Source organism: Epibacterium sp. Ofav1-8 (assembly GCF_022348185.1).
Lineage (GTDB): Bacteria > Pseudomonadota > Alphaproteobacteria > Rhodobacterales > Rhodobacteraceae > Epibacterium.
Window position 1 is genome coordinate 125,390 of sequence record NZ_JAKRFD010000011.1, and the last position, 26,984, is coordinate 152,373.

At 62.0% G+C, this 26,984-nt stretch carries 23 protein-coding genes; 2 read left to right on the forward strand and 21 right to left on the reverse strand.

Going from position 1 to position 26,984, the window contains the following annotated elements; translation table 11 throughout:
- Positions 1-24 precede the first annotated feature (24 nt).
- The 18 genes from MHM97_RS17410 to MHM97_RS17495 all read right to left on the reverse strand — a co-directional run bounded on the left by MHM97_RS17410 (position 25) and on the right by MHM97_RS17495 (position 18,192).
- Entirely contained in the window at positions 25-1,206 is a 1,182-nt protein-coding gene (locus tag MHM97_RS17410) for an acetyl-CoA C-acyltransferase (protein WP_239323773.1), read from the reverse strand.
- Positions 1,203-3,317 (reverse strand): 3-hydroxyacyl-CoA dehydrogenase NAD-binding domain-containing protein, encoded by a 2,115-nt coding sequence (locus tag MHM97_RS17415; protein ID WP_239323776.1) that lies wholly within the window; start codon positions 3,315-3,317, stop codon positions 1,203-1,205. Before MHM97_RS17415 ends, MHM97_RS17410 begins: the two co-directional genes overlap by 4 nt.
- Positions 3,318-3,514: 197 nt before the next feature.
- Positions 3,515-4,216: a TetR/AcrR family transcriptional regulator gene (locus tag MHM97_RS17420; protein WP_239323779.1), complete on the reverse strand. Its 702-nt coding sequence runs from the start codon at positions 4,214-4,216 to the stop codon at positions 3,515-3,517.
- Positions 4,217-4,280: 64 nt separating this feature from the next.
- A complete protein-coding gene (locus MHM97_RS17425) occupies positions 4,281-5,081 on the reverse strand; it encodes a thioesterase family protein (protein ID WP_239323781.1) in 801 nt (266 codons plus the stop codon).
- Between the two features lie 39 nt (positions 5,082-5,120).
- The gene (locus MHM97_RS17430; RefSeq protein ID WP_239323782.1) at positions 5,121-5,627 is read right to left on the reverse strand and encodes a flavin reductase family protein; all 507 of its coding nucleotides are present in this window, start codon (positions 5,625-5,627) and stop codon (positions 5,121-5,123) included.
- A gap of 82 nt (positions 5,628-5,709) precedes the next feature.
- Entirely contained in the window at positions 5,710-6,123 is a 414-nt protein-coding gene (locus tag MHM97_RS17435) for a RidA family protein (RefSeq protein ID WP_239323783.1), read from the reverse strand.
- Between the two features lie 23 nt (positions 6,124-6,146).
- Positions 6,147-7,340, reverse strand: a complete 1,194-nt coding sequence (locus tag MHM97_RS17440; RefSeq protein ID WP_239323784.1) for an acyl-CoA dehydrogenase family protein — start codon at positions 7,338-7,340, stop codon at positions 6,147-6,149.
- A gap of 165 nt (positions 7,341-7,505) precedes the next feature.
- Positions 7,506-7,889, reverse strand: coding sequence for a RidA family protein (locus MHM97_RS17445; RefSeq protein ID WP_239323785.1), 384 nt, complete (start codon positions 7,887-7,889; stop codon positions 7,506-7,508).
- 48 nt (positions 7,890-7,937) lie between these two features.
- Positions 7,938-8,999 carry an ABC transporter ATP-binding protein gene (locus MHM97_RS17450; RefSeq protein ID WP_239323786.1) on the reverse strand — a complete coding sequence of 354 codons (1,062 nt, stop codon included), beginning with the start codon at positions 8,997-8,999 and terminating at the stop codon, positions 7,938-7,940.
- On the reverse strand, positions 8,996-9,802 hold the full coding sequence (locus tag MHM97_RS17455; RefSeq protein WP_239323787.1) for an ABC transporter permease: 807 nt from the start codon (positions 9,800-9,802) through the stop codon (positions 8,996-8,998). Before MHM97_RS17455 ends, MHM97_RS17450 begins: the two co-directional genes overlap by 4 nt.
- Positions 9,802-10,623, reverse strand: a complete 822-nt coding sequence (locus tag MHM97_RS17460; RefSeq protein ID WP_239323788.1) for an ABC transporter permease — start codon at positions 10,621-10,623, stop codon at positions 9,802-9,804. Before MHM97_RS17460 ends, MHM97_RS17455 begins: the two co-directional genes overlap by 1 nt.
- A 353-nt stretch (positions 10,624-10,976) precedes the next feature.
- Positions 10,977-11,408: a hypothetical protein gene (locus MHM97_RS17465; RefSeq protein ID WP_239323789.1), complete on the reverse strand. Its 432-nt coding sequence runs from the start codon at positions 11,406-11,408 to the stop codon at positions 10,977-10,979.
- On the reverse strand, positions 11,408-12,592 hold the full coding sequence (locus tag MHM97_RS17470; protein WP_239323790.1) for an ABC transporter substrate-binding protein: 1,185 nt from the start codon (positions 12,590-12,592) through the stop codon (positions 11,408-11,410). The genes MHM97_RS17465 and MHM97_RS17470 overlap by 1 nt, the downstream gene beginning before the upstream one ends.
- A 107-nt stretch (positions 12,593-12,699) precedes the next feature.
- Entirely contained in the window at positions 12,700-13,050 is a 351-nt protein-coding gene (locus MHM97_RS17475) for a cupin domain-containing protein (RefSeq protein ID WP_239323792.1), read from the reverse strand.
- Positions 13,047-14,618 carry a phytoene desaturase family protein gene (locus MHM97_RS17480; protein WP_239323803.1) on the reverse strand — a complete coding sequence of 524 codons (1,572 nt, stop codon included), beginning with the start codon at positions 14,616-14,618 and terminating at the stop codon, positions 13,047-13,049. Before MHM97_RS17480 ends, MHM97_RS17475 begins: the two co-directional genes overlap by 4 nt.
- Before the next feature lie 47 nt (positions 14,619-14,665).
- Positions 14,666-15,400 (reverse strand): ABC transporter ATP-binding protein, encoded by a 735-nt coding sequence (locus MHM97_RS17485; RefSeq protein WP_239323805.1) that lies wholly within the window; start codon positions 15,398-15,400, stop codon positions 14,666-14,668.
- Positions 15,393-17,168 carry a branched-chain amino acid ABC transporter ATP-binding protein/permease gene (locus MHM97_RS17490; RefSeq protein WP_239323807.1) on the reverse strand — a complete coding sequence of 592 codons (1,776 nt, stop codon included), beginning with the start codon at positions 17,166-17,168 and terminating at the stop codon, positions 15,393-15,395. The genes MHM97_RS17485 and MHM97_RS17490 overlap by 8 nt, the downstream gene beginning before the upstream one ends.
- 4 nt (positions 17,169-17,172) lie before the next feature.
- A complete protein-coding gene (locus tag MHM97_RS17495; protein ID WP_239323809.1) occupies positions 17,173-18,192 on the reverse strand; it encodes a branched-chain amino acid ABC transporter permease in 1,020 nt (339 codons plus the stop codon).
- 181 nt (positions 18,193-18,373) lie between these two features.
- Between MHM97_RS17495 and MHM97_RS17500 the strand changes: the two genes are divergently transcribed.
- The gene (locus MHM97_RS17500; protein ID WP_239323811.1) at positions 18,374-19,015 is read left to right on the forward strand and encodes a Crp/Fnr family transcriptional regulator; all 642 of its coding nucleotides are present in this window, start codon (positions 18,374-18,376) and stop codon (positions 19,013-19,015) included.
- 98 nt (positions 19,016-19,113) lie between these two features.
- On the opposite strand, the gene MHM97_RS17505 is transcribed toward MHM97_RS17500, so the two are convergent.
- The 3 genes from MHM97_RS17505 to MHM97_RS17515 all read right to left on the reverse strand — a co-directional run bounded on the left by MHM97_RS17505 (position 19,114) and on the right by MHM97_RS17515 (position 25,210).
- Positions 19,114-20,286 carry a pyridoxal phosphate-dependent aminotransferase gene (locus tag MHM97_RS17505; protein WP_239323814.1) on the reverse strand — a complete coding sequence of 391 codons (1,173 nt, stop codon included), beginning with the start codon at positions 20,284-20,286 and terminating at the stop codon, positions 19,114-19,116.
- 146 nt (positions 20,287-20,432) lie between these two features.
- Positions 20,433-23,822 carry an indolepyruvate ferredoxin oxidoreductase family protein gene (locus tag MHM97_RS17510; protein WP_239323816.1) on the reverse strand — a complete coding sequence of 1,130 codons (3,390 nt, stop codon included), beginning with the start codon at positions 23,820-23,822 and terminating at the stop codon, positions 20,433-20,435.
- A 311-nt stretch (positions 23,823-24,133) separates the two neighbouring features.
- The gene (locus MHM97_RS17515) at positions 24,134-25,210 is read right to left on the reverse strand and encodes an extracellular solute-binding protein (protein WP_239323818.1); all 1,077 of its coding nucleotides are present in this window, start codon (positions 25,208-25,210) and stop codon (positions 24,134-24,136) included.
- A gap of 166 nt (positions 25,211-25,376) precedes the next feature.
- Between MHM97_RS17515 and MHM97_RS17520 the strand changes: the two genes are divergently transcribed.
- On the forward strand, positions 25,377-26,972 hold the full coding sequence (locus tag MHM97_RS17520) for an amidohydrolase (RefSeq protein WP_239323820.1): 1,596 nt from the start codon (positions 25,377-25,379) through the stop codon (positions 26,970-26,972).
- Positions 26,973-26,984: the final 12 nt, after the last annotated feature.

Below are 26,984 nucleotides of genomic sequence, written 5' to 3' on the forward strand. Positions count from 1 at the left end.
GCGGCATTCTCCGGTAAGGCATCATCAGGTGGGGAAGGTTTCCAGCAGGGCCGCCGCGCCCTGCCCGCCGCCGATACACATGGTGGCAACCGCGAACCGCCCGCCACGGCGGCGGGTTTCGATCAGGGCATGTCCGATCATGCGCGACCCGGACGCGCCGTAGGGGTGGCCAAAGGCGATGGCCCCGCCGTTCACGTTCAAACACTCGTCCGGGATGCCCAGGTGATCGCGGCAATGGATCACCTGCACGGCAAAGGCTTCGTTCAACTCCCACAGGTCGATATCGGACACCGATAGCCCGGCTTGGTGCAAAAGCTTGGGAACCGCGAACACCGGGCCGATCCCCATTTCGTCGGGCTCGCAGCCTGCCACGGCAAAGCCACGGAAAATGCCCAGCGGCGTCAGCCCTAGGTCTTCGGCCTTGTCCCGCGCCATCACCACGCAGGCCGACGCGCCGTCCGAAAACTGGCTGGCATTCCCCGCGGTCACCGTACCGTCGCGCAGGACCGCTGGCAGCCCTGATATGCTGTCCTCGGTTGTGCCCGGGCGAATGCCTTCGTCCGCGCTCGCGGTGACGGCCTGGGTGCTGAGCGCACCGAATCTGTCGGCGGAGGCGGTTGTCACCTCGATCGGCACGATTTCGGCGTCAAAGCGACCTTCGCGCGCCGCGCGATCCGCTTTCTGCTGCGCGCCCGCGCCATAGGCATCGCAGGCCGCGCGGTCGATGCCATAGCGCCGCGCCACACATTCGGCGGTTTCGATCATGTTCAAGTAAAGTTCGGGCTTGTTGGCTTCGATCCAGGCATCGCGGGCCATATGCATGTTCATCTGGTTCTGGACGCAGGAGATAGATTCGGCACCGCCGGCCACCAGAACCTCAGCCTCGCCCACCATGACCCGCTGCGCGGCCAGCGCGACCGCCTGCAGCCCCGAGGCGCAAAAGCGGTTCACCGTCATGCCCGCCGCCGCAACCGGTAGCCCGGCGCGGATCGCGGATTGCCGCCCGATGTTGCCGCCTGTCGCGCCTTCTGGGGCGGCGCATCCCATGATGACATCTTCGACCAGCGTATCGCAGGCGCCGGCGCGCGCCACCGCGTGGCGCACGGCATGGCCCGCCAGGGTGGCGCCATGCGTCATGTTGAAAGATCCCTTCCACGACCGTGCAAACGGCGTGCGGGCTGTCGAAACGATGACCGCCTCTTTCATTTCACGTTCTCCAGGTCATGCCAGCCTATCAGCTGGTCGGCGGCTTGTTGCAGTAAGGGGTGCGGGACCCAGACGCCGGGATCGGCCTGCGGCAACGCTGCAAACTCCGCCATGCGGCGCACAAGGCGCGACAGGCCAAATTGTTCGGCAAAGTGCATCGGCCCGCCCAGATGGCGCGGGAAGCCATAGCCGTTCAGATAGACAACATCGATATCGCTGGCCCGGCTGGCGATCCCCTCGGCCAGAATGGCCGCGCCTTCGTTCACCAGGGCAAAGAGGCAGCGTTCGGTGATTTCGACATCGCTGATCTTCCGGCGTTCGCGCCCAATTTCAGCGGAATGCGCCTCCAGCAGGGCCAAAAGATCGGCATTTTCGCGTAGTTTGCGCGCGCCTGGGACATGATCGTACCAGCCCTTGCCGGTCTTCTGGCCGAACCAGCCGCGCCCGCTGACCTTATCGGCGATGGCGGGAAACTTCAGATCCGGGTGAGCGTCGCGGCGCCGATCACGGGTAGCGGCGATAATGTCGTTGCCGGCCAAATCCTGCATGCGGAACGGCCCCATGGCCATACCAAAGCGTTCCAGCGCGCGGTCAACCGAGGCCGGGGTCGCGCCCTCTTCGATCAGCGATTGTGCCTGGCGGACATAGCTTTCGATCATGCGGTTGCCAATGAAACCGTCACAGACGCCCGAAACCACAGGAATCTTGCGCAGGCGTTTGGCAAAATCCAGAGCGGCGGACAGAGTGCGGTCCGACGTGACGCGCCCACGCACTACCTCGACCAGCCTCATTATGTTGGCCGGGTTGAAGAAGTGCAGCCCAATCACATCGCCGGGCCGCGTGGTGCAGGCGGCAATTTCATCCAAGTCAAGCGATGAGGTGTTCGAGGCCAGGATCGCCCCTGGTTTCATCACGGCGTCCAGCGCGGCAAAGACGGCGCGTTTTACATCCATGTTCTCGGCCACGGCTTCGATCACCAGATCGCAATCGGCCAGGTCCGTATGCGCATCGGCGGTGACAAGGCGGGCAGCGTGGTCCTGCGCCTTGTATTCGGACAACCGGCCCTTTTGCTGGGCGATGTCCCAGGTGCCTTGCGCGCGGGTCACCGCCGCCGCGCTGGCGGCCGGGTCGAGATCATGGAGCTTGACGGTCAGGCCGGCCTCCACCATCGCAATGGCGATGCCGGTGCCCATAGCCCCTGCCCCGATGACTGCCGCCGTGGCGATGCCGGGCAGGTCATCCTGACGCGGCAGGCCCGGCACGCGGGCCGCCTTGCCCTCGGCCTGAAACGCATAGCGCAGGGCGCGGGCGCGCGGATCGCTGCGCAGGTGTTCAAAGGCGCGCATCTCCTTTTCAAGGCCGCGCGCGTAGGGCTCGGTCACGGCGCATTCCACCGCGTCGATCAGGGGCAGCAGGCCGGGCAACCGGCGCGGATCGCGCGCTGCGCCCGTCCGGGCAAACTCCAGAAAACCAGCCGCGTTGGGATGATCGACCTTGCGATCCTGCAGGCGGGGCAGCGGGCGTCGATCCGCGATGCCGATGGCAAAGGCGATGGCGGTCCCCAGCGCGTCATTGTCGGCGTCATCGTCACCTGTCAGCTTGTCGAACAGACCTGCGGGCATTTTGTCCGCGCACATGACGCGGCCGCTGAGCATTGCGTTCAGTGCCAGCTCAAGCCCGATTGCGCGGGGCAAAAGCTGGGTCCCGCCGGCGCCGGGCAGCACGCCCAGGGTCACCTCGGGCAGCCCGACCTTGGCCGACGCCGTCGCCACGCGGTAATGGCACATCATGGCCAGTTCCAGCCCGCCGCCAATGGCGCAGGTTTCGATTAGGGCCACAAGCGGCCGGTTCAGCCGCGCAATTGCATCGGCAACGGCATATTGCAGGTTCGGGTCCAGATTCAGCACCGCGTCATCCAACACGGATACGTCCGCGCCGGCACAGAACGCCCGGGCGTTCCCCGTCAGGACAATGGCCTTGCAGGTGGTCTGTGCAGCTTGTTCCAGCGCCGAGATCAATTGCGCGTTGAAGTGGCGCGACAGCAGGTTCATCCCGCCGTCATCCATGCGCACCACGGCGATGTCTTGCCGCGTTTCAACAGAAAAAGCCATGTCGATCTCCGCTCCCCCAACTGGGTGTGGATGGAATTTAAACGACCGTTTAAAGTCTGGCAATGAGAAACTTGACTTGCGCTTAAGAGTGCCTTTAGCTGCTTGACATAGCGAAAAAATATTCAAAACCGCGCCGTTCAAATAATTGAACAAACGATCAATAGATCTGTGTTTTTCTGTCAAAACTGGCGCTGGTCCTAGCGCAACGGTATGGCCAGCGCGCTGGATTGAGACGGCGCAATCATCCGGGACAGCATATCGGACATCGCCGCCGAAACCTGGGCCGAGGTCCAATCTCCGTCCCGCACATACCACTTTGTGACCCAGGCCAGCGCCCCAACAATCGTGAAGGCGGCCAATTTGGGATCACATGGCGCGATCGATCCATCGGCCAGGCCGCTTTCGATCTGGTCCCTCAGGTCAAGTTCAAGCGCTTTGCGCAGGCTGCGGATATGCGCCAGGCGTTCGTCATCCAGCGTGCCCTCGTGCAGCATGATGAAGGTTTCGGATCGCGATGTAGTCACATGTTCAAGGTGGTATTTGATAATCAGCCGCACACGTTCGAACCCCGTCTGGCCTTCGGCGGCGCCGCGTTGATGCGCCGCGCGGCTGCATTCGGCGGAATGCAGGTGCAGCTGATACAGAAGGTCGGCCTTGTCCCTGACGTAGTAGTACAAGGCGCCCTTGGTAAGCCCCAGTTCCTTGGTCAGGGCGTTCATCGACGCGCCGTGATAGCCATAGCGGTTGAACATGCGCGCGGCAGTCTCAAACAGGATCTCCATCCGCGCGGACCGTTGATCTTCGACGCTCAGCACCTTGTCGCCCCATGTCTTGCGGCGGGTCTTGCGGGTGGCGCCGCCGCGCCTGGTGCTGGATCTGCTGGGTTTTTCGTCGGCCATGGCGTCCAAATGTCACCAAGTGGCAGGTCAAGGCAAGCGCCAAAACCATGCCCCGCAAACCATTCTAGCCGAATACGGCCACCGTTTGGTGTGACCAGCCGAGAAACGCGCCATCTGCGTCAAACAAGGCGGTTTCCTGCAACGAATAGCCGTCCTGTGCCTGTCGGCTGGAAGCCTGCAGGCAGATCCACGCCGATGCCGTGGGGGGAACCTGCGTCAGCGCCAGATCCCAGGAAATCGTGCTGAGCGGCGCCAGATCCGGCAGGGCCGTCATGACCGCGGGCGGATGGCTGTCCGCGACGGCCAGCAGCGCCACATCCGGCCGCAGATCGCGGGCCTGGGCCAGACGGCTCCATAGGGTAATTTCGGGGCAATCCGATCCGGTCACCGGCAGCGCCCCGCCGCCCAAACGCATATCGAAACGCGACAGGAAATCCGGGCGCCCGCTATAGATGCCGATGTCCGGGCAGGACGCGGGCGGCGGCACATCAGGAAACGGCACAAAGCGGTGCGCAACCCCGCTGGGCCGGGGGTGGAAGAACCCAAAACTGGCCACAAAGACCAGCGCGTCGCTCGATGTGCATTCGACCCGGACAAAGCTGCCGCTGCGGCCTTCGCGCAGCTTGGTTACCGCAAAACGCAGCGCGCCGACCACGGGCCGAAGATAGGTCATCTGGGCGAACCGCAGCGGCGGCAGGTCCGCCAGAACGCGCTGCGCGCTGGACAGCGCCATGGCGGCGGTGAAGCCGCCAAACGCGGTCTGCCCTTGGGCCCAGCCATCCGGCACCGTCACGCAGGCGGTGTCAGCGCTGACCGCCAGCGCGTTCACAACCTGCCCTAGCGCGGATGTGGCGGTGCCCGACATTAGAACGCGGTCCCCTCGCAGTCCCCCCGGCGGGCCGGCCTACACCCGGCTTTCGGAGGTGCGGATTTCCGAGTAGGCCCCGGCGTAGTAGACCAACGGCGCGTCTTCGGCTTTCTCTTCGCCCATATCGTTCACACGGACCACCAGGATTTGGTGATCGCCCGCCGGCACGACATTTTCGATTTCGCAGCGATAGACCACCGGCGCGCCCTTGATCCATGAATACCCCGATCCTTGCGAGAAGTAGTCGGCGCTTGCCGCCTCGGCCTTGCCGGCATAGCGCCTGGAAACATCCTGCTGCGCCTGGGACAGGAAATTGATCGTCAGCTTCTTGCGGGCGCGGATCCGCTCCAACTGCCGGCTTTCGTTCTTGAGGCAGAACAGCACCAGCTTTGGCGTCAGGCTGACCGAGGTGAAGGAGTTGACCGTGACGCCATGGGCATCTTCCCCGTCCTGCACCACGACGACGGCAACGCCGGTGGGAAACCGGCCAAGGCTGCGCCGGTAATCCCCTTGATCGATACATTTCGAATTCACAAACTGCATGGGCTTTCCCTTTGAACGTTGCCGGAAAATCGTACGGCCGGACACACCATGGGAGGATGGCGCATCCGACCACGCGCCTGCCTTAGGTGGGTAGATAGGCAGTCGCCTTGATCTCGATAATCAACCCCGGCCGGGCCAGGCCGGCGACTTCGAGGATGGTCCAGGTCGGGTAGGGCTCGCCAATGTAATCCTGTTTGATCTGGACAAAATCCCCAAGGTTTTCAGAGATATTGACGTGGTACGACACCAGTTCGACGATATGTTCGAACCCGGCGCCTGCCGCCTCAAGCACCAGTTTCATCCGGTCGAAGGCATTGCGGATCTGCTGGGCGTGGTCATCGGGCATTGAGCCATCGGGGTTCAGGCCGATCTGGCCCGCGACATAGATGAAATCGCCCGCGCGCACGGCGGCGGAATATTGGAATTTGTCGAAAATCGTTTCATCATCCGTTGCCTTGAACGCGGCATCGGTTGGGTTGAAGGTTTGCACAGTCATGTGGGTCGTCCTTTTCTTAAGTGTTAGAGGCGCGCGCCGGCGGGCAGATCGAGATCAAGCAGCAGGCGGCCGTAAAGCTCTCCGATCGGTTCCTTTTGCAGAAGGAAATGGGAGCTCATGGCGTGAAGGTCGCGGAACAAGCGCTGCATGCGCGTGTTGGACGGCAGCAGGCTGCCGCCGACTGAGCGGAAAATGCCCTGGGCATCATTCAGCACCGCGGCGCTGGTTGCGGCGATGCGGGACCGCACCTCGGCCCGCAGCTCTCGGGAGGGGCCGCCGCTGTAGCATTTGCGCAGTATCAAATCGGCGTCGCGCAGCAGCGTATCGCGGGCAATCGACATATTCGCCTGCGACATCGCCAGTTGGATATGGGCCATGCGGTCGTCGATCTGGGCCTGGCGCGTCGCGGAGTTGACCCGCTTGCAGATGACTGCGCGGTATTCATCGGCCACGGCGGCGGCGACGCCAAAGGTGGGCGCGGCGACCGACATCGCGAAGATGCTGTTCAGCGGGTAATCATAGATCGCTTCGTCGCTTTCACAGTCGGGGTGCTTTTCCCCGGCCTGCAGCGCCTTCCAGCTCATGAAACGGTGTTCGGGCACGAAAACAGGATCAAGCTCGATGTTCTTGGACCCGGTGCCGCGCATGCCCAGCACCTGCCAGGAAGAATGGTCGATCCGGAAATTCTCCGCCTCGATCAGCACCACATAGGGTTCGGCACCTTCGCCACCCGGGTTCGGGATATCCACCAGCAGGCCAACCCAGGATGCGTTGTCGATGCCCGAGGCATAGCGCCAGCTGCCCGACAGGTTGATCCCGCCGTCGCGGCGTTCAATCGTCACGTTAAACCCAACGCCCCCGGTCAGCATCGGCACCACGGCCGGTTTGCCGCAGCCAAAGACATCGCGCTGCGCTTGTTCGGAGAATTTGCCCACCATTAGCACATTTGCGGTGACTAGCCCGACAACCCAGGCGCAGGACGCGCAGCCGGAGGCCAGATCCATGACCCGGGCCCACGACACCGACGGTTCCTGGCCAAGCCCGCCGTGCCGCCGGGGCTGGGACATGCGGAAATAATCTCGCCCCACCAGTTCGTTGAACACATCCTGCGGAATACGGCTTTCGTCTTCGACGCGTTGCGCCTGTTCCTTCAACCAATCCAGGAACTGCGCTTCATTTTGGTGTGCGACCTTCGCCGCGCCGCTGATACCGGACATTTTGATCCTCCTTGATTGGTTCGATAGCTAATGAACTCTTCCGAAGGCGTCCGTATCCTTGGATACATCTGCGCGTCTTATGGCGCGTTTCCGCGTCGATCCAAACGCAAAAAAATGCCCGGCAGACATGGATCTACCGGGCCAAGTCAGGGAGGAATTTCTACGTTATCCGGCCGCCATCACGTCGACCTCGATCTTGTACTGCGGCCGTCCAAGCGCGGGCACGGCCACAAGGGTCCAGGGCGGCATGTGGTCGCCGACAATTTCGCGATGGACGGCGACATAGGGATCGATGTTTTCTTCGCCGACAATGTAGCTTGTGACTTTCACGACGTTTTCGACGCCAAAGCCTTTTTCGGCGAGAATCGCCTTGATGTTGTGCCAGGCGATGCGGGCCTGTTCGCCGGCGTCTTCCGGGCAGTAACCATCCGCGTGTTCACCCAGTTGGCCGGACAGCGTCATAATCGCCGCGCCGGCCGGAATGTAAAAGCCATGGTTGTAATGGCTTGCGGGCGGGGCAATGCTCTTGGGGTTGATCGGTACGCTCATGATTTTGGTCCTTTCGTTCATATGCTCGAGCTAGTTTTGGCCACTTGGTCAATTGTCCACGAGGTGAAGATTGCGCCGTTCCCAGGAGATCGAAACGCTGCCACCTTCCTCGATGGGAATGGCATGGGCCGAATTCACCCGCACGCGCAGGGTCAGGCCACTGTCCAGCGCGACCTCGACCAGCTGATCGGACCCGAAATAGGAGGTTGAACGGACGGTGGCCCGGACCATCATCTGATCTTCGCCGGTTGGTTTCGTGTCGCTTGCGCCGATTGAAATCGCCTCGGGTCGGATCAGGGCGCTGCGCGACGGATCGTCGGTGCCGCCAAACGCCAGGGAGGTCGGCAGCAAATTGCTGTCGCCCAAAAACTCCACGACAAAACGCGAATTGGGGCGTTCGTAAAGTTCCCGGGGCGTGCCGATCTGTTCGACCCCGCCTTCGTTCATCACGACGATCCGGTCCGACATGTCCAGCGCTTCCTGCTGGTCGTGCGTCACGTTGACAAAGGTGCGCCCCAGCTGGCGGTGCAGCGCCTTCAGTTCTTGTTGCAGCTCGCCGCGCAGCTGTTTGTCCAGCGCTCCAAGCGATTCGTCGAGCAGGATAAGGATGGGATCGTAGACCAGCGTTCGGGCCAGCGCCGTCCGCTGCTGCTGCCCGCCCGACAATTGCCGCGGATGCCGATCCGCATAGGCATCGAGCCGGACCAGGCTTAGGATCTGTTCGACCTTCTGCCGGATCTGCCGCGCGGGCATTTTGCGCAGACGCAGCGGATAGGCCACGTTGTCGAACACGGTCATATGCGGAAACAGCGCGTAGCCCTGGAACACCACGCCAAAGTTACGCTGTTCCGGCGGTACATGGGTGATGTCCTTGGTATCGACCCAGATCTGCCCTTCGGAGGGTGTGGTAAAGCCCGCGAGCATCATCAAAAGCGTCGTCTTCCCGGACCCAGACGGCCCCAGCAGGGTCAGAAATTCACCCGATTGCACGGTGCAATCGACATCCTTAACAGCGGCCACCGCGCCGTAATACTTTGACACGTTGTCGATTCTGACCGCCTCGAACGTGTCCATATCCAGAAATTTGCCGCGCGTTTTCATATCGTTCATTGTCTTTCTCCGCTTTTTGCGCGCACCGACAAATCCTTGGCCCAGGCAACAAGAGCGATGCAGATACTAATGAGGATCAACAGGGTCGAAACCGCCGCGACGCTCGGATCGAGGTTTTCACGCACACCGTTCCAGATTTCGCGGGGCAGTGTCGATACCGACCGGCTGGCGACGAAAAGGGTGACCACCACCTCGTCCCAGGACAGCACGAATGAAAACAGCGCCGCCGCCGCGATACCGGGTTTGAGCGAGGGGATCAGAACATCCCACATCGACCGGAAATGGCTGGCGCCGAGGCTAAGCGCGGCCTTGTCCAGACGCGGATCGAGGTTGGACAGCGAGGAAGAGATCGTGACGATGCAGAACGGAACCGCCAGGATGGCATGGGCAATCGCCACACCAATCAGCGTGTCGTACAGCCCGGTCTGAACCCAGATCGAATAGAGGGCCAGCGCGGTTGCGATCTGCGGAATAATCAGCGGTACCAGCAGCGCCGACTGAATCGCCGCCGACCATTTGCTTTGCGATCTCCAGATCCCGATCGAGGCCACCAGCGACAGGCTTGTCGCCAGAAAGGACGACAACAGCGCGATGCGCAGGCTGTCCCAGGCCGCCGTGGTCCAGCGGTTGTCTTTCAGCAGTTCGTGATAGTGCCGCAGGCTGAAATCCGACACCCCGGGCATTTCGATATAGTTCGACGGTGTCAGCGAAACCGGGATGATGACAATCGCTGGCGCGGCCAGGAAAAACGCGATCACCAGAGACACGGTTTTCCAAAAATAGGAGGTGAAATCGGGATTCATCAGGCCACCGCTCCGTTCCAGCGTTTGATTGCGCGTTGGCTGAGCAACACCAACCCGATGCACAAGACGGCAAGCACGATGCAGATCGCCGTGCCCAAGCCCCACCTGAGCGTTTGCAGGACGGAGACTGAGACGTATTCCGAAAGCATGACGGTCCGCCCACCGCCCAGAAGGGCCGGCGTCACATAGAAGCCAAGCGAGAACACGAAGGTCAGTGTGACCGCCTGCAGCACGCCCGTGGCGCTGAGCGGTAGGAACACCTTGCTCAGCGTGTCAATGCGTCGCCCGCCCAGGCTGCGCGAGGCCTGCATCAGGCGTTCGTCGATGTCCCGGAAGGATGCATAGAGGGTCAGCACCGCAAAGGGCACGAGGAAGTGCACCATGCCGACGATCACGCCGATCTTGTTGCGCACCAGCTCCAGCGGCGTATCGATGGCCCCGACGAACATAAGCGCTTCGTTCACCAGCCCGTTCTGCCGCAGCAGAATCAGCCAGGCGACACAGCGGATCAGGGCGGATGTCCACAGCGGCAAAAGCACCAGCATGAACATGAATTTCTGACGGCCCGGCGATGCGAACCGCAGGTCATAGGCCAAGATATAGGACAGAAAGACGGTGATGATCGTTGTGGCTGTACAGATGACAAAGGTGGTCCAGGCAATCCGGCGCACCGCATTGCTTTCGTACAGCTTGACGTAGTGTTTCAGATCGAAATCCGGGAATTCCAGGCTGATCCCGACGATCTTGAACATCGGCAGGAAATACAGCAGCACCAGAAACAGAAGGACCGGGAGAATATAGGCGAATTGCGAGCGCGTCATTCCGGCGTGCCTCCGCCTATCTGTGCGGCGCGCAGCCCGGTGGGCAGGGCGCGCGCAATGTGGCGTCCGCCCGGCCATGCGCTATGGCACAGGCCGCGCGCGGGGCGCGTGCCATTGTTGTTATTGTCATGCTGAAACATATCGTCCTCCCTACCCCACTGTTTATGTCAAACGTGGCGGGGCCGAGGTGTATCGTGAGTTACAGCATGGGCGCCAAAAGCGTAGGCCCAAAAGCGTAGGCCCAAAAGCGTAGGCCCAAAAGCGTAGGCCCAAAAGCGTAGGCCCAAACCCCTTACATCGCCGCGTTCCACGCGGCGATGTAAGGGGTTTGGGTAAGGGGTTTGGTTTTGAACCTATGAGCGGTGGCGCCGAATGTATTCGGACATGTCGCTCCATAGGACGGTCTGGGATACCTTCCCACCGACCACTTCGAAGCGATAGGCGAAACGGATGCCTTCGTATGTCTCACCATCCGCAAAGGCGCCGCGCAGCGTACCGTTGACCCAAACCGGCGTCGCTTTACCGGGCTGCGCCGGGACCGGCTCCACCCTTTCGATCTGGTGACGGACGAATTTGTGGCGTCCGTGCGACCATTTCAGCAACTCTTCGAGGGCGGTAAAGCTCACCCCGCCGGGATACTCAAGATAGGGGTCATCCACGCTGAGCGCCGCGACGGTTTCGATGTCGTCGGTCTGCATTGCTTCCAGGTAGTTCTGGATCAATGCGCGCATGGCATCGGTGTCCGGCATTGTGGCTTTTTTTTCATGTGCAGTGGTCAAGGCCATCAGTCCTCCAGATGAAATTTGCCGTCCTTGACGGTTGCGACCATCAGGGCCGAACTGTCGAGGCCAAGGTGATCTTCGGCGCTGAAATTAAACACGCCGGAGGTTGTTTCGAAGCCGGTGGTTGTTTCGATGGCATCGCGAATGCCCTGCCGCTGTGCGCCAAGCTCTGTCGATGCGCCGTCGGCGGTGGCCACTTTTCCAACCGCATGAACCGCGACCCGGCCGGCATCCCAGCCCGAAACCGAGAACATGTCGGCCTTGCCGGCGCCAAATTCGGCCTCATACAGCGTGGTGAAATCGCGCAGCACCGCGTTCAGCGGGAAATCGTCCGGCAGCTGGTTGGCCACCAGAACGGCGCCCACACCGACATAGCCGCCATCCGCCTCGCCGTCGGCAATTGACAGGAACGCGTTATTCGCGGCGCCGGCGCCGTGATAGACATCGCCGTCGAAACCAACGCGGTTCAGCGCCTGATGCATGAGGTTGGTCGAGGGCGGGATCGCATGGATGTAAACGGCATCCGGTGTCGCCGCCTTGGCGCGCAGGGCCTGCGGTGTCAGGTTGCTGTCGCCGCGCGCGAACCAGACGTCGCTCACAACTTCGAACTCTTCGGCCACGGCCATTTCCTTAAAGACGTTCCAGCCCGATTCGCCGTAGGAATCCTGGTTCCCGGCAAAGGCAAGCGTCTTGATCCCCTTGGCGCGCATGTGGTCGAACACGCGCACAAACATCAACCGCTCGCTGGGCGTGGTCTTGAAGGTCCAGTAGCGTTCGCTGGCCGGCTCGATGATGGTCGAGCCCGACGCCATCGAGATCATCGGCGTCTTGTGTTCGTTGACCACATCGAGGATCGCCATCGAGGCCGGCGTTGTGGTGCAGCAGATCACGACATGCGCGACGTCTTCTTCGATCAACTTGCGCGTGAGGTTGACCGCTTCGGTCGGGTCGGTCTTGTCGTCATACATGACAAAGCGCAGATTGAACGGCAGATCGCCCGATGCTTCGAGGGTATCGCGCAGCAGCCGCAGCGCGTGTTCTTCGGGCACGCCCAATGCGGCGGCCGGCCCCGTCGTGCTGAGGATTGCCCCGATGGTAAAGGTGGGCTTATCGTCGGCCACGGCCGAGCTTGCGAATGTTAACGCGCTTGCCACGGCAAACAGTCCGGCTTTGATGTTAAAGTGCATGTGTTGAAACCTCCTGTTGAACAGGCCCGGCGCAGGATGTCCGGGGTCTGAGCAAGTCTTTTGTTCAAGCGGATTTCTGTCTGTATCCGCCGATACCGTCCCGGGCGTCAGTCCGCACGGTAGACGACAAAGTTCTTTCGCAACGGCGTTTCCACCGTCCAGGTGCCGCGCAATCCGGGCTGGCAAACAAAGGAATCGCCGGGGCCAAGATGCGCCGGCCCCTGGTTTTCCGGCGTGATCGTGCAGCGGCCCGAAATAATGCTGCAAAATTCCCAGACCTCGTAGTCCATCACCCAGGTGCCGGGATCGGATTCCCATATGCCGGCGCTGACCACGCCGTCTCCGTGCACCGCTCTTTTCCAGGCGCGCGATTGCGGCATGTCCCCAAGGTGGGAAGGAAAGAACGGCGGGTTGATGGCCGGTTCGCCCGCGTCGTCAATCAGAACAAGATCGGTCATTTCGGTTCTCCCAGGTCAAGGTCTTGCAGGATTTCACGGGCCGAGTTCAGCCCCGGATACCCGGTGATATTGCCGCCCGGATGGCAGGCGGAGCCGCACAGATAAAGGCTGTCGATATGGGTCCGGTATTCGCCGAAGCCGGGGAACGGACGGTTGATACCGACCTGCCCGTTCGAAAACGAGCCCATCAGCACATCCGCCGCGCGCATGTTCGGGTTCTGCTCTTCGGTGTCTAGCGGGCTTTGGCTCGACATCGCCAGGGTGGCGTTTCTGAGGTTGGGCGCAAATTTACACCACAGATCGAACATCGTCGCGCCGTGGGGACCGCGCGCGCTGCGCCAGTTTTCGGGGTCGCCATCCAGCGCAAAGGGTGTCTTCTCCCACATGAACGCGGTGTGCTTGCCGGCCGGCGCCTGGCTGGGATCGAGCATTGTCGGCGTGCCGCCCCATAGCACCTGATGGCCGGTTTGATTGCGGTCGTGCGCCTCGGCCATGTTGACGAAATCGTCAACATGGTTCAGTCCCATGATAACCATGAGCGAATCCTGCACCCAGGGCTTTTTGTCCGAAACGCTGTAGATCGGCGGCTCGTCCAGATCGAGGTGGATGGCAAAGAGCGGGCCCAGCTTGTTGTACTGGAAGCCGTCGACCTTTTGTTCCAGTTCAGGTGGCAGGTGGGCCTTGTCCAGCATCTGACCAAAGGTCAGGTTCGGGTTCAGCGCCGAGGCCACCAGCCGGCTTGCGCGAATAACCTCGCCGCTTTCCAGCTCGACCCCGGCACAGCGCCCGTCCTCGACGATCATGCGTTTGACCGGCGCATTGGTGCGCACGGTGCCTCCCGCCGCCTGGACCGCGCGGACCAGCCCCTGCGCCAGCCCGTTCGATCCGCCACGGCAGGTCTGCACCCGGGCGGGCGTTGCAAAGAGCGAGGCGATGTGGTGGCCAAAGCCCTTGGCGCGCAGATCGACCTCGCGCATGCCGTTGATGAACAGCAATCCGCCCTGAATGGTCGGGTGCTTAAATTCCCGCTGGACAAATTCAAAGGGCGACAGCTGCGACACTTCTAGCAGAAACCGGCCGTCTTCGGTCTGTTCCAGCCGTTCGCGGCGCACATCGGCGGGCACCGGTTTCTGCCGCGCTTCGGGCGCCAGGATATCCCGCGTGATCGACACGAAGCGTTCGCGCCACCAGCGTAGTTTGTCGGCGTCAGCCTTGCTGATACGGGCGAAAGACGCATAGGTCTTTTCGAAATCGTTCCACCACTCCAGCGTGTTGCCGTCGTCCAGCAGGATCGTGACATAAAGATCGTTGCTGTAGTATTCGACCCCGTGCTTTTCCAGCTCCAGATCCTTGAACCAGGGCGTCTGGGGGATGCCGCGATGGAAATAGGCATGGGTGTTGTGCTTGAACCCTTCACGCCCCGGAAACTCAACGGTTGAAAGCCCCCCGCCGGCAACCGCGCCGCGTTCCAGTGAGATGGTCTTGAGCCCCGCGCGCTGCAAATAGGCTTGGGTGACCAAACCATTGTGGCCCGCGCCTACGATAATCGCATCATAATTTTCCGACACGTCTGTCCCTTTCTTTCCCGATATTCCCGCCAATCGATCCGTGATGTTCACGGGCTGTTTTCGTCGGCTGTCTTGGTGTTCATCCCCAGATACGCCTTCTTGAGCCGTTCGTCGGATTCGAGCTGGCGCGCCGTGCCTTCGACGACCAGATGGCCGATTTCCATCACATAGCCGCGCTGCGACGCGCCCAGGGCCAGCCGGGCGTTCTGTTCCACCAGCAGGATGGTCATGCCCTCGTCGCGCAGCTTGCCGATCACATCAAAGATTTCCCGGATGATCTTGGGCGCCAGACCGATGGACGGTTCGTCCAGCATCAAAAGGCGCGGCGACGACATCAACGCGCGCCCGATCGCCACCATCTGCTGTTCGCCGCCCGACAACGTCTTGACCTGCTGGCGACTGCGTTCGGCCAGGATCGGGAACAGCGAATAAACCCAATCCAGCCGAGTATGGCGGCCCATGGGCTTGAGATAGCTGCCCAGCTCCAAGTTGGTGCGCACATCCAGCGTGGGAAAGAGCTCCCGGTTTTCGGGAACCAGCACCATGCCGCGCGCCACGCGCCGGTCGCTGCTGAGCGCGGTGATGTCTTCGCCGTCGAAAATCACGCGCCCGCCAAACAGCGGCAGGATGCCCTGGGCCGCCTTCAGCAGCGTGGTTTTCCCGGCGCCGTTCGCGCCCAGCAGCGCCACCGCTTCGCCGGCGTCAAGCCCCATGGACAGGTCGCTTAGAACCGGGTGTTTGCCATAGCCGACGGACAGGTTTTCGATTTTGAGGTCAGGCATTGCTCATCCCCAGGTAAGCTTCGATCACAGCCGGATCGTTCTGCACCTCTTGCGGGGTGCCGCTGGACAGCAGGGTGCCCCGGTTTAGCACATAGATCCGGCTGACGCAGGATACGACGAATTCCAGGTCGTGCTCCACCAGCAGGATCGACATCCCCTGCCCGCGCAATTCGTGCAGCAGATCCGCCAAGAGCCGCTTTTCGCCGGATCGAAGGCCAGCCGCCGGTTCGTCCAGCATCAAAAGCGTCGGGTTCGAGGCGAGGGCGCGGGCGATCTCGACCAGCCGGGCCTGCCCCATCGACAGGGTGCTGGTCTTGGCATTGGCCAGCTCTTCCAGGCCGGTCTTCCGCAGCGCATCCCAGGCTCGGTCGAAAATCCGGGTCTCGGCGGCCCGGTCCAAGCCCGTCATGCTCCGAAACAGATCGGTTTTTTCGGTCACATGCGCGCCAAAGGCCACGTTTTCCAGAACCGTCAGATGGTCGATCAGCTTGACATGCTGGAACGTCCGCGCCGCCCCGAACCGCACCAGACGTGTCAGATTCTTCGAGGCCGTCTGCCCCAGGATCGCAACCGACCCTTCGGTGGGAATGGTTAGGCCGCACAACAGATCGAAGAGGGTCGATTTGCCGGCGCCGTTTGGTCCGATCAGGCCGATGATCTCGCCCTTGCCGATGTGCAGGCTGACCCCATCCAGTGCCTTGAGACCGCCAAAATGCTTGGCCGCTTTCTCCACATGCACGGGCTGAACCTCGGGCACGGCGGGCGCGGGCGTTGCCTGGGTCGCGGGCGAGCGCGGGAAGGTGAACTCCGGCCAGATCCTTGCGATCACCGACCAGATGCCGCCGGGGTACTTAATCAGCACCGCAACCAGCACCACGCCAAAGATCATCATCTCGGCCGCGCCGGAAAGGCCCATGCTGCGGGCGACCACGTTTTGCAGAAACGCCTCGATCAGGGTGACGGCGATGACGCCCAGAAACGCGCCGAAGGGGTGCACGATGCCACCCAACACCACCGCGATCAAAAGGTGGATGCCCGCCGCAAGGCTGAAGGGCGACACGCTGAGAAAGTTGAGCTGAAAGGCGTAAAGCGCACCGCCCAGCCCGGCTAGCGCCCCCGACAGGGCAAAGGTCGTCAGGCGCGTGTATTCAATCGAACTGCCAAAGACCAAGGCCATGTCATGATGCGCGGCATCCGCCGAAACCGCGCGCCCGAACCGCGAATTCAAAAGCGTCGCGCAGCCCAGCAGCAAAAGCAGCATCACAATCCACACAAAGGCCGCGAAATCCCGGCCTTCACCACCCGAGCTGATCGGCCCCAGGTTGAACTCCGGCACGTTTGGAAAGCCCGAGGCGCCGCCGGTCAGCCAATCCAGCGCCACGATGGCGGTGGGCACGGCAATGCCGATCGACAGAGTGGCCAGCGGGACAAATATCCCCTTTAGGCGCATGGTCAGCGATCCGATCACCACACAAGCCAGCGAGGCCACCGCGACACCAAACACCAGCGCCAGAACCGGCGTCATGGCGAGATCGCGCGCCAGGATCGCCGTGCAATAGGCGCCGATCCCCATGTAGCTGGCATGCCCAAGCGAGATCTGCCCGGAAATCAGCAACATGGTCAGGCCCAGCGTCACAATCGTGTCGATCCCGACAATCGTAAGCAGACCCACCTGATAGCTTGGGGCAAAGACCGCAACAGCCACGCCGAAAATCGCAAGGAAAAGGGCTGCGGATCGGTTCGTCGTTTTCAAGGAAAGTCGCGCCATGGTCCTAGTGATCCTCCGGCGGCTTAACCGCGTTGCGCCAAATCAGAATGGGGATAATGAGCGTGTAGACGATGACATCGCGGAACGAGCTGGCGCTAAAGGCCGAAAAGGATTCAATCGTTCCGACCAGCAGCACCCCGATCACCGCGGCGGGGTATTCGGCAAGCCCGCCCATGGCCGCGCCAACAAAAGCCTTCAGCCCAAGGGTCAGCCCCATATCGTAGCTGGCGGTAATCATGGGCGCCAAAAGCAGCCCGCCCAGGGCGGAAAACACTGCAGCCAGCACAAAGCTGAGGTTGCCGGCCCAAAGCACGGGAATGCCGCAGATTTCCGCGCCGTCCCGGTTGACGGCCGAAGCGCGCAGCGCCCGCCCCGTCATCGTGCGTTCGGAAAAGACATATAGCGCGGCCATTACGCCGATGGACGACAGGGCAATCAGCAGGCTTTGGTATTGAACAAAGACCGGCCCCATCATGACACCGCCGTTTGAGACCGGCGCGATTGGCCGGGGCTCGGCCCCGAACAGCGCCAGAGACAGCCCGGACATGGTCAGAAAGACCCCGATGCTGCAGACCACCAGAACCAGCGGCGAGGCGTTCATCAGCGGGCGCACGGTCAGCCGGAAGATGATGACTGCAAAGGCCGCGGCCAGGACCATGGCATACAAGGCCGCCGCCCAGTAGTTGCCGCCGGTCGCGGCCACCAGCACCCAGGCCAGCGCCAGACAAAGCGCGGTGCCGAGGTTCCATTCGGCCGCCAGCAGAAAGCGGCGTTTCTTTAGGACATTGCCGCCAATGGTCAACGCGGCCAGCGCCAGGTGCGCGCCGCAGACCGCCATCGTCAAGACCTGCCCGCCGACATTCAGCGCCATGTAAAATCCAAGCGCGCCCAGCGTGGCGTATTCGCCCTGTGCAATGTTCACCACACGGGTCACCGTGTGCACCAGAACGATGCTTAGCGCCACGATGCCGTAAGCGGCGCCCCAGGCGATCCCATCGATCAGCAGAAACCAGAAAACATCCATGTCAGCCAACCCAACCCCCAGTGGTCGATCCGGGCATTCCGGACCCTCAACGCCAGCGTGGCGTGTTGATAGGAGACACTGGCAGGGCTAAGCTGATGGGGCTGTATCGCAGGATACGGTGGTTGCCATTTGGTTGGCTTTATGGTCCCTTAATGGCCCATTGGAGCATTGGCAGACCAACGTGAAACCCGCAGTCAAATCCACCTGGCGCCTTCAGTCCGACATCGTTCGGTGCATTCTGAGGCACAAAGAGCTGGGAAAACGCCGCACCTTGCGTGCGAGTGAATTGCTCTACAATCAGGGCGATGAATCGCGGCATTTCTATTTCGTGGAAAGCGGGCTTATCGAGGTTTCGATCATCAAGATCGACGGCACCGAAGTGGTTCTGGAACTTATGGGGGCCGGTACGATCTGTGGCGAGGGGGCGGCGTTCGACAAGCTGCCCCGGTTCTCGCGGGCGGCGGCCACGGTTCCGTCGGTGGTCATTGAATTTGCAACCGGCGATCTGATGAACGCCTTCCGCGAGGATGGCGAATTTGCCATGACCCTGCTTGAGGTGGCGTGTCTGAAGCAACGGATTCTCGCCAGCCGGCTGGAGCATATGACCTACCGCGAACCGGCCTCGCGCCTGATGGAGCTGTTCGAGCGGCTGGCCGAGGTCGATCCCAGCTCTGAGATGACCGTGAGCCTGACCCATGAACAGATCGCCTCGATGACCGGAACCAGCCGAGTGACGGTGACGCGGACGCTGCAGAAGCTGCGCGAAGAGGGTAAGATCGGCTTTGATGGCGGCAAGCTGATCCTCCGCCGGGAAGACGATTGACACCGGCGCCCCGTCGCGGCGCGCCCGATTTCCCCAAATCGGAATGATCCGGTGCGGCCCCGGCGCGAGTGACAAGCGCCGGGGCACGCCGATCCGCGTTACACCTGCGCCTGCGCGAAGGCGGCGATGTCCTGAATCGCGCGGCCAAAGGTCTCGTCATCGACCGTCATCGCAATGCGCACATAATCCTTGGCGACCTGGCCGAAGCTGATCCCGGGCATGACCGCGATCTTGCGCTCGTCCAGCAGTTTCTCGGCAAAGTCGCGCCCGGACAGCCCGCTGCCCGCGATATCGACAAACATATACATCGCCCCCTGCGCCGACGAGACCCGCAGGACGTTCTGGCCGGCGAGGATATCGAGCGCGATAAGGCGGCGCCGGGCAAAGGGTTCCGAGATTTCATCCTCGAACCCCTGCCCCTTGTTCAAGGCAAAAAGCGCGGCGTGCTGAATGTAGCCGGGCACGCCATAGGTGCTGTGGGTCGACAGCGCCACCAGATGCGCGATGGCGGCTTTCGGGCCGACGATCCACCCGACGCGGCTACCGGTCATGGCATGGCTTTTCGACATCGACCCGATCACAAGGGTCCGTTCGGCCATGCCGTCCAGCGCCCGCATCGACAGATGCGCGCCCTCCCAGATCTGAGAATCATACACCTCGTCCGAGATCACCCAAAAGTCGCGCGCCTTGGCCACCTCGGCCAGCGCCTCAAGCTCGGCGCGGCCATAGATCGTGCCGGTGGGGTTGTTCGGCGTGTTGATAAGCAGGGATTTTGCGCCCGTGCGCGCCGCAGCCTCATCAATGGCCGGAACATCAAGCTGAAAGCCCCGTTCGGCCAGCGCATTCACCGCCACCGGCACGCCGCCGGCCGCGCGGATCGATCCGGGATAGGTCGGATAGAACGGGTCGATGAACAGCGCGTGATCGCCTTGATCGCAGGTCAGCAATTGCGTGGCCAGCAGCCCCGCCTGCCCGCCGGCGGTGATAATCACATTGTCCCGCGTGGTGGGCACGCCGGTGGTGGCCTGCACCCGTTCTGCCACCTTGTCGCGCAGGTCCGGCAGGCCGGGAATGTCGGCATAGCCGGTGTGTCCGGCTTTGGCGGCGCTGTGCAAGGCGTCCAGGATGTCCGCCGAGGTCGGGATATCGTGTTCGCCGATTGTCAGTTCGGTGATCTTTTCGCCCGCGGCCACCATGGCCCGCGATTTCAGGAACAGATCCCACCCCCCCAGATCCTGGCCGGTCAGGGTGGTGATACGTTGTGAAAACATCGGGTTTCCTCGTGTGTTTATAGTTTTGGTTTGGTTTTGGATTTGTGATTTCAAATTCGAAGGGGCACGGCGGCCCGGCAAACGTCCGTCTCGCCGGAGCCGATCGCCCAAGCGCCGCGCATCTGGCAGGCGTTCGGCGATTTGCCCTAGGTCAGGAACCGGCCAAGCGTCTCTTTGCCCGGAATGATCCCAAGCGTTTCCTGCAGTTCGAACCATTTGGTCAGAACCCGGCGCGCCGAGGCGGTCTTGACATGCCCATAGCCGCGAATGGCCTCGGGCAGCTGTGCAAAGGCCAGAGCGGCGGCATAAGCCGCGTCGTCCAGCGGGCGCTGCAACGCCGTCATGGTTCGAATGTAATCGTCCCGCAAGGCGCGCTCCAGCTGGCGATCCTGCGCATAGCCGAAGGGATCGAACCAGCTGCCGCGCAGGGCCCGGCCCTTTGCCAGAATCCGCAGCACCGGCAGCATCCAGCCGCCAAAGGTGATCTTGGCCGGCCGCCCGCCGCGCAGGGCACCCAAGGCTGGCGGCAGGAAATGGAAGCTGATCTTCGGGCGTCCTTCCCACTCTGCCTTGATCCGGTCCAGGAAATCGGTTTCCGCATAAAGCCGGGCAACCTCGTATTCGTCCTTGTAGGCCATCAGCTTGTACAAGGACACGGTGACCGCCGCGCTGAGCGCGGTTTGGTCTTCGGGTTCGACCTCCCGCACGCTGCGCAGAACGGCACGATACCGCTCCGCATAGGCGCGGTTTTGGTATTGGGCCAATTCGCCGCTGAAGTGGTCGGCGGGATCGCGCGCCGGTTCGGCCGGGGCGGTCCAGGCGGTGCCGGCGGCCAGGCTGCGGCCATGGGTAAATGCGCGCAGGTTCTGATCCACCGCCTTGCCGCTTTGGCGAATGGCCTGTTCAAAGGCCGCCGCCGAAATCGGCAAAAGACCCGATTGCACGCAATAGCCCAGGATCACGATGTTCACGCTTGCCGTGCTGCCGGTTGCGGTTATCGCTTCGGTCTTGGCGGCAAGTTCGGACACCGCCGCCTGGCCGGTCAGATCCGCGATTGCGGCGCGATAGGCGGCAAAATCCGTTTGCAGATCGGGCAACTTGGCAAAAGCGGCGAGCGGTTCGGTATCCGAATTCAGAACAACGCGTGTGCGGGCCGAGGCCATCAGCGACAGGCTGGGCAGCGATCCGGCCACGACGCTGTCGCAGCCGATGATGACATCGGCCTGCGCCGACGGCACCTTGGGCGTGTCAATCGCGCCGGACGCCGCCGCCAGGCGGACATGGCTTTGCACCGGTCCGTTCTTCTGGGCAAGCCCGGTCTGATCGAGGGTCAGCACCTCCAGCCCTTCGACACGGGCCGCGCCCGCGATCATGGCCGCTGCAGTCACCACACCGGTGCCGCCGATTCCGGTTAGAACGACATTGTAGGGCTCGGCCCCGTCCAGCTTTGCCACCGGGCTGTCCGGCAGGGCGGCCGTATCGCCGTCCGTTACGGGCCGGGCCTTGCGTTTCTTCAATCCGCTCAGTGCGACAAAGCTGGGGCAGAACCCTTCGGCGCAGGAATAATCCTTGTTACAGGCAGTCTGGTCGATCTGCCGCTTGCGGCCGAAGGCGGTTTCAAGCGGTTTGATCGCCACGCAGTTGGACACGTCGCCACAATCGCCGCAGCCTTCGCACACACGGTCATTGATGAAAATCCGCTTGTCGGGGTCTTCCATCAGGTTGCGTTTGCGCCGCCGCCTTTTTTCGGCGGCACAGACCTGATCGTAGATGATCGCGGTGCAGCCCGGCACCTCGCGCAGCTCGGCTTCGATCACCTTCAAGGCGCCGCGTGGCAGGGCCTTGAACGGCGCGCCGCGCCCAAACCGTTTGGGATCTTCGGACAGCACGCGGATTTCAGTCACGCCGATGCCGCGCAGTTGGTGGTAGATGTCTTCGACCGTGATGCCGCCTTCGACCTCCTGACCGCCGGTCATGGCAACCGCATCGTTATAGAGGATCTTATAGGTGATCGAGGTGCCCGACACGACCGCCGCGCGGATCGCCGTCAGCCCGCTGTGGGCAAAGGTGCCGTCACCGATGTTCTGGAACACGTGCTTTTCGTTGGTGAAATGCGCCTGGCCGATCCAACTGGCGCCCTCGCCGCCCATATGCGTGGCACCGCTGGTATTGGCCGGGTCGATGAAGATGGACATGGAATGACAGCCGATTCCCGCGATGGTGCGGCTGCCTTCGATGGTCTTGGTCGACCGGTTGTGCGGGCAGCCGGCACAATACCAGATCGACCGCTGCGACAGCGCGGGCACCTGCGCCAGATCCGGCAGGACCGGCGGCGCGGCATGGGCAATGCCCAGGGCCGACAGCCGCGCGGTCAGAACCGGCAGCACATCCTGCACGTTCAATTCACCGTCCGATTCCATCAGGCGCGTGCCATCCGGGGTTTCTTTGCCGGACAGGGCGGGCCGCCGCCCGTCGGGCAGGCCGTACAGCACGCGAGCAAGCTGATCCTCTATCAGATTGCGCTTTTCCTCGATCACCAGCACTTCGGGGTATTTGCGCGCGAAATCGCGGATCGTCTCCGGCTCCAGCGGCCAAGGGCACCCCACTTTGAACAGGCCGATGCCAAGGCTCTGGCACTGCGCCTCGGTCAGCCCAAGATGGCCAAGCGCCTCATGCACCACGGCATAGGTCTTGCCCGAGGCGACAATTCCCAATTTCGGCGTCCGCGGCGTCAGCGTTTCCCGGTTCAATCCATTGGCCCGCACATAGCGGCGCACAACGTCCAGCTTCTTGCGCAGCAGCCGGCGTTCTTGTTCTAGCATAAGATCCGGCCAGCGGATGTGCAGATCGTCCGGCAATCCTTCGGGGATCTGCGCGTCGAACTCTTCGGCGGTAAAGGGTTGCGAGGTGCTGCTGTCCACCAAATCGGTCAGACACTTCAGCGCAATCCAGCACCCGCTGGCCCGAGACATGGCGATCCCGTGCAGGCCGAATTCGGTCATCTCGCGCACGTTCGACGGGTTCAGCACGGGCACCAGCGCCGAGATCAGCGCCTGTTCGGATTGATAAGCGACCGATGAGGATTTCGCGGTTGGATCGTCGCCCACCAAAAGCAGAATACCGCCCTTGGGGCTGGTCCCGGCAAAGTTGCCGTGTTTAATCGGGTCGATGGACCGGTCCAGCCCCGGCCCTTTGCCGTACCAGATGCCAAAAACACCGTCGTGTTTGCGTTTGGGATCAAAAGCGAGTTGTTGCGTGCCCCAGACCGCCGTTGCGGCCAGATCTTCGTTCAGGCCCGGTTCGAACACGACGCCAGCGGCCTCGAATTCCTTGGTGCGCCGCGCCGCGACACTGTCCAGGGCGCCCAGGGGCGATCCGCGATAGCCGCTGACATAACCCGCCGTGTCAAGGCCCGCGGCCTTGTCCAGCGCGGATTGAAAAAGCGCGATGTTCAGCAGGGCATCATTGCCCGATACGGGAAGGGGGGCCTCAACCTGGTCTGCGCCTGCCGGGTGAGGTTGGGAGTGAATTGACATGCGATACGTCCGCCGCTTGAAATGATCGCCAACGCCCTGCCACGCGGCCAAGCCCACCAGCGATCCGAAGATTGGAATGGAACGCACGGCCCCTGGAGCAGGCCATGCCGAGTGCGCGCGGCGAGTTGCCCGCCCTCGCGCGTCAAAATCCTGCGGGGACGCATAAGACGTAAAGGCGCATGACCCGGAGCGCAGGTGCGCATTGGCTGTTTGTTAGCGCCACATATCTGTCCTTTGTGTCATGACAAGCCTTGCAAATTGGGCGAGGCCGGGAAAACCGGCCTTGCCACCGGATATCTTAGCCCGAAACCTTACGAGAAGGAATCGAGGAAGGCGTTCAGCGCATCATCGTAGTTGTCAGCATACCAATATTCGTCACGCTGAATCTGCATGCCTAGGTTCTTAGTCGTACCGGGGTTCACGAGCTTTTCTTGAGCCGACATCAGAGTCTCGGCGGCTGGGTTGGTTGTGCCGCTGGCCAGGCCATCAAACACGATTTTTTGACGTTCAGGCACGAGGGAGGATGCGATGAACTGCTGCGCCACCTCAGGCTGTGAGCCGCCTTTTGGCATGACCCAGGAGGCCGGGCAGAACAGGCCCTGGTCAAAGTCCCAGGAGATGGCACCGTTTGTGGCCTCATTCGCGCGCAGGGCACGATTATGCCAGACAAAACCGATGGCCACTTCGCTGTCCACGAGTTGCTGGAAAGCATCGGCGCCGTTGTTCCAGAAGATTAGGTCATCCTCAATGGTCTTCAGTTTGGCAATCGCGCGCTTGATATCCAGCGGGTAGAGCTGATCGGCGGGCACGCCGTCGGCCATTAGCGCGCCTTCCAGCGCACCAACCATATACCGCCAGACCGACCGCTTGCCGGGAAAGGTCTTGGTGTCAAAGAAATCACCCCAGGTTTTGGGCTGATCGCCATCAAACTGGCGTGTATCGACCGCTCGCACGTAGCTGTAGGAATGGTTGGCAATCCCGTGCTGCCAGGCCCAACCTTCGCGGACCTTGGATTTGTCCACCACCGAATAGTCAATCTCTTCAAGATAGCCCATACGGCCCAGACGGATAGCGCTATAGCCGTCACTGTCACAAAGATCCCAAACCGTTTTGCCGGATTCGACCATCGCGATAATTTTGCCATCCAGGGGGTTTACGCCCTCAAGCACGACCTCCTTGCCCGTTGCGGCGGTGAAAGGTTTCGCCCAGGCTTTATCGAACCAGATGTTGGACTCCGTGCCAAACGTGCCGATGACAAGCGGGTTGCCGCTTGCCATGGACATGCCCGGCCGCATCATCGCCAGCGCCGATGCGGTGCCCGCGGTATTCAGAAAGCCGCGCCTCGACATTTGAAGTCCGGGTTTGATCGGTTTGATGAATGAAGACATTTTCGTACCCCCTGTTGATTGGGAGTGATTAGATCACGAAACGAAAGCCGGGCTGGTATACCGGTATACAGCGTCAGGCAGCCTGAAAACCGGGATACTTTGTATCGCGAGATACGATTTGCCCAACGCAGGTCGCGCAATATCCACCTCAACCGGAGGTATATACATGCAATCCAAACTATTGTTGCGCGGCGCCAACATTCGAACCCTCAACCCAGACCAGCCAATGGCCGAGGCCGTTCTGCTGGACGGCGACAACATCGTTTGGGTGGGGGATGACGCCGATGCGCCCAGCGGGTGCAAGGAGTTTCATTGCAACGGAAAAACCATCGTTCCGGGCTTTGTCGATGCGCATGTGCATCTGTATTGGATCGGCCATGACACCCTGTGCCGGAGCTATCTGGAGGCCGAATCCTTTGACGATATCTGTGATCTGATCCGCGATCAGGCCCGGAGCAAGGGGCCGGATGAATGGATCTTTGGCATCGGCGTGAACGATTTCAAGCTCAAGGAAGGGCGGTTGCCGGATCGGCACATACTGGACGCGGTCGGCGAGGGGCGCCCGATCTATCTGCGGCGGTTCTGCGGCCATTCGGCGACCTGCAATTCTGCAGCGCTGCGGATTGCCGGGATTGATGAAACCACCGCGGATCCGCTGGGCGGGCAGATCGAAAGGGATGGCGGTGCACCGACCGGCGTTCTGCGCGAAATGGCCATGCATCTGGTCAATTTGCATGTGCCCAAACCCGCCCCCGAAGACGTCGGCGCCGCGGTTAAGAACCTGGCCAAGAAGCTCCTGCAATACGGTGTCACCGGATGCTGCGAGGCCGCGGTTGGGTTCACCAACAGTTTCGATGATGAATGGCAGGTCTGGGAGCAGCTTAAGGCCGATCCCGACTATCCGCAGCGCATGGACTTCATGCTGCGGCTCGATCCCGCCGACGCGGTTGAGCGCGGTTTGCGCCCGGCGGTGGCGCACCCCGATTGGCGCGTCGCCACGCTGAAATTCTTTGAAGACGGGATTGTCGGCGCCCGCACCGCGGCCTTCAACGCGCCCTATCGCGACAGCGGCAAGCCGGGGATGATTATGTACCCCGGCAATCAGTTGTGCGATCAGGTGACCCAAGCGGTGCGCGACGGTTGGCAATGCGGCATCCACGCCATCGGGGACCTCGCCATCGCACAAGCGGCAAACGCGCTCTTGGAAGGGTCGCGGATCGGAACAAGCCCCGGCCCGATGCGGATCGAGCATGTGGCCCTGCCCACCACATCGGCTATCGAGACGCTGGCCGAGGCCGGCGCCGCCGTTGTCACCCAGCCAAGCTTTATCAGCTCGATGGGCGACGGGTTTCAATCAGTTATGGGTTATGACACCACGCAGGATATGTATCCGGTGCGCAGCCTGCTGGATCGGGGCATGTCCGTTGTGTTCAGCTCGGACGCGCCGGCCGGCAGCCTCGAACCGCTAGCAGGAATGGCCGCCGCCGTGGAACGGCAAACCGCCACCGGCAAGGCCTTTGGCGAGGTCGAGGCGATTACCCCGCTCGAAGCGCTGCACCTTTATACCACGGCGGCGAGCACCCTGTTCGGCCAGCCGGCCGAAACCCGCAGCATCCAAAGCGGCGGCTTGTCCGATCTTGTCCTGCTGGACCGCGATCCCTTTTCGGAGGGCTGCGGCGCCGCGGATCTGCGGGAGACCAATGTGGTCGCAACCGTCAGCCGTGGGCGGTTTGCCTATGCCGCGCCCGAGCTGTCGATGTAGCGGCAACCGAGT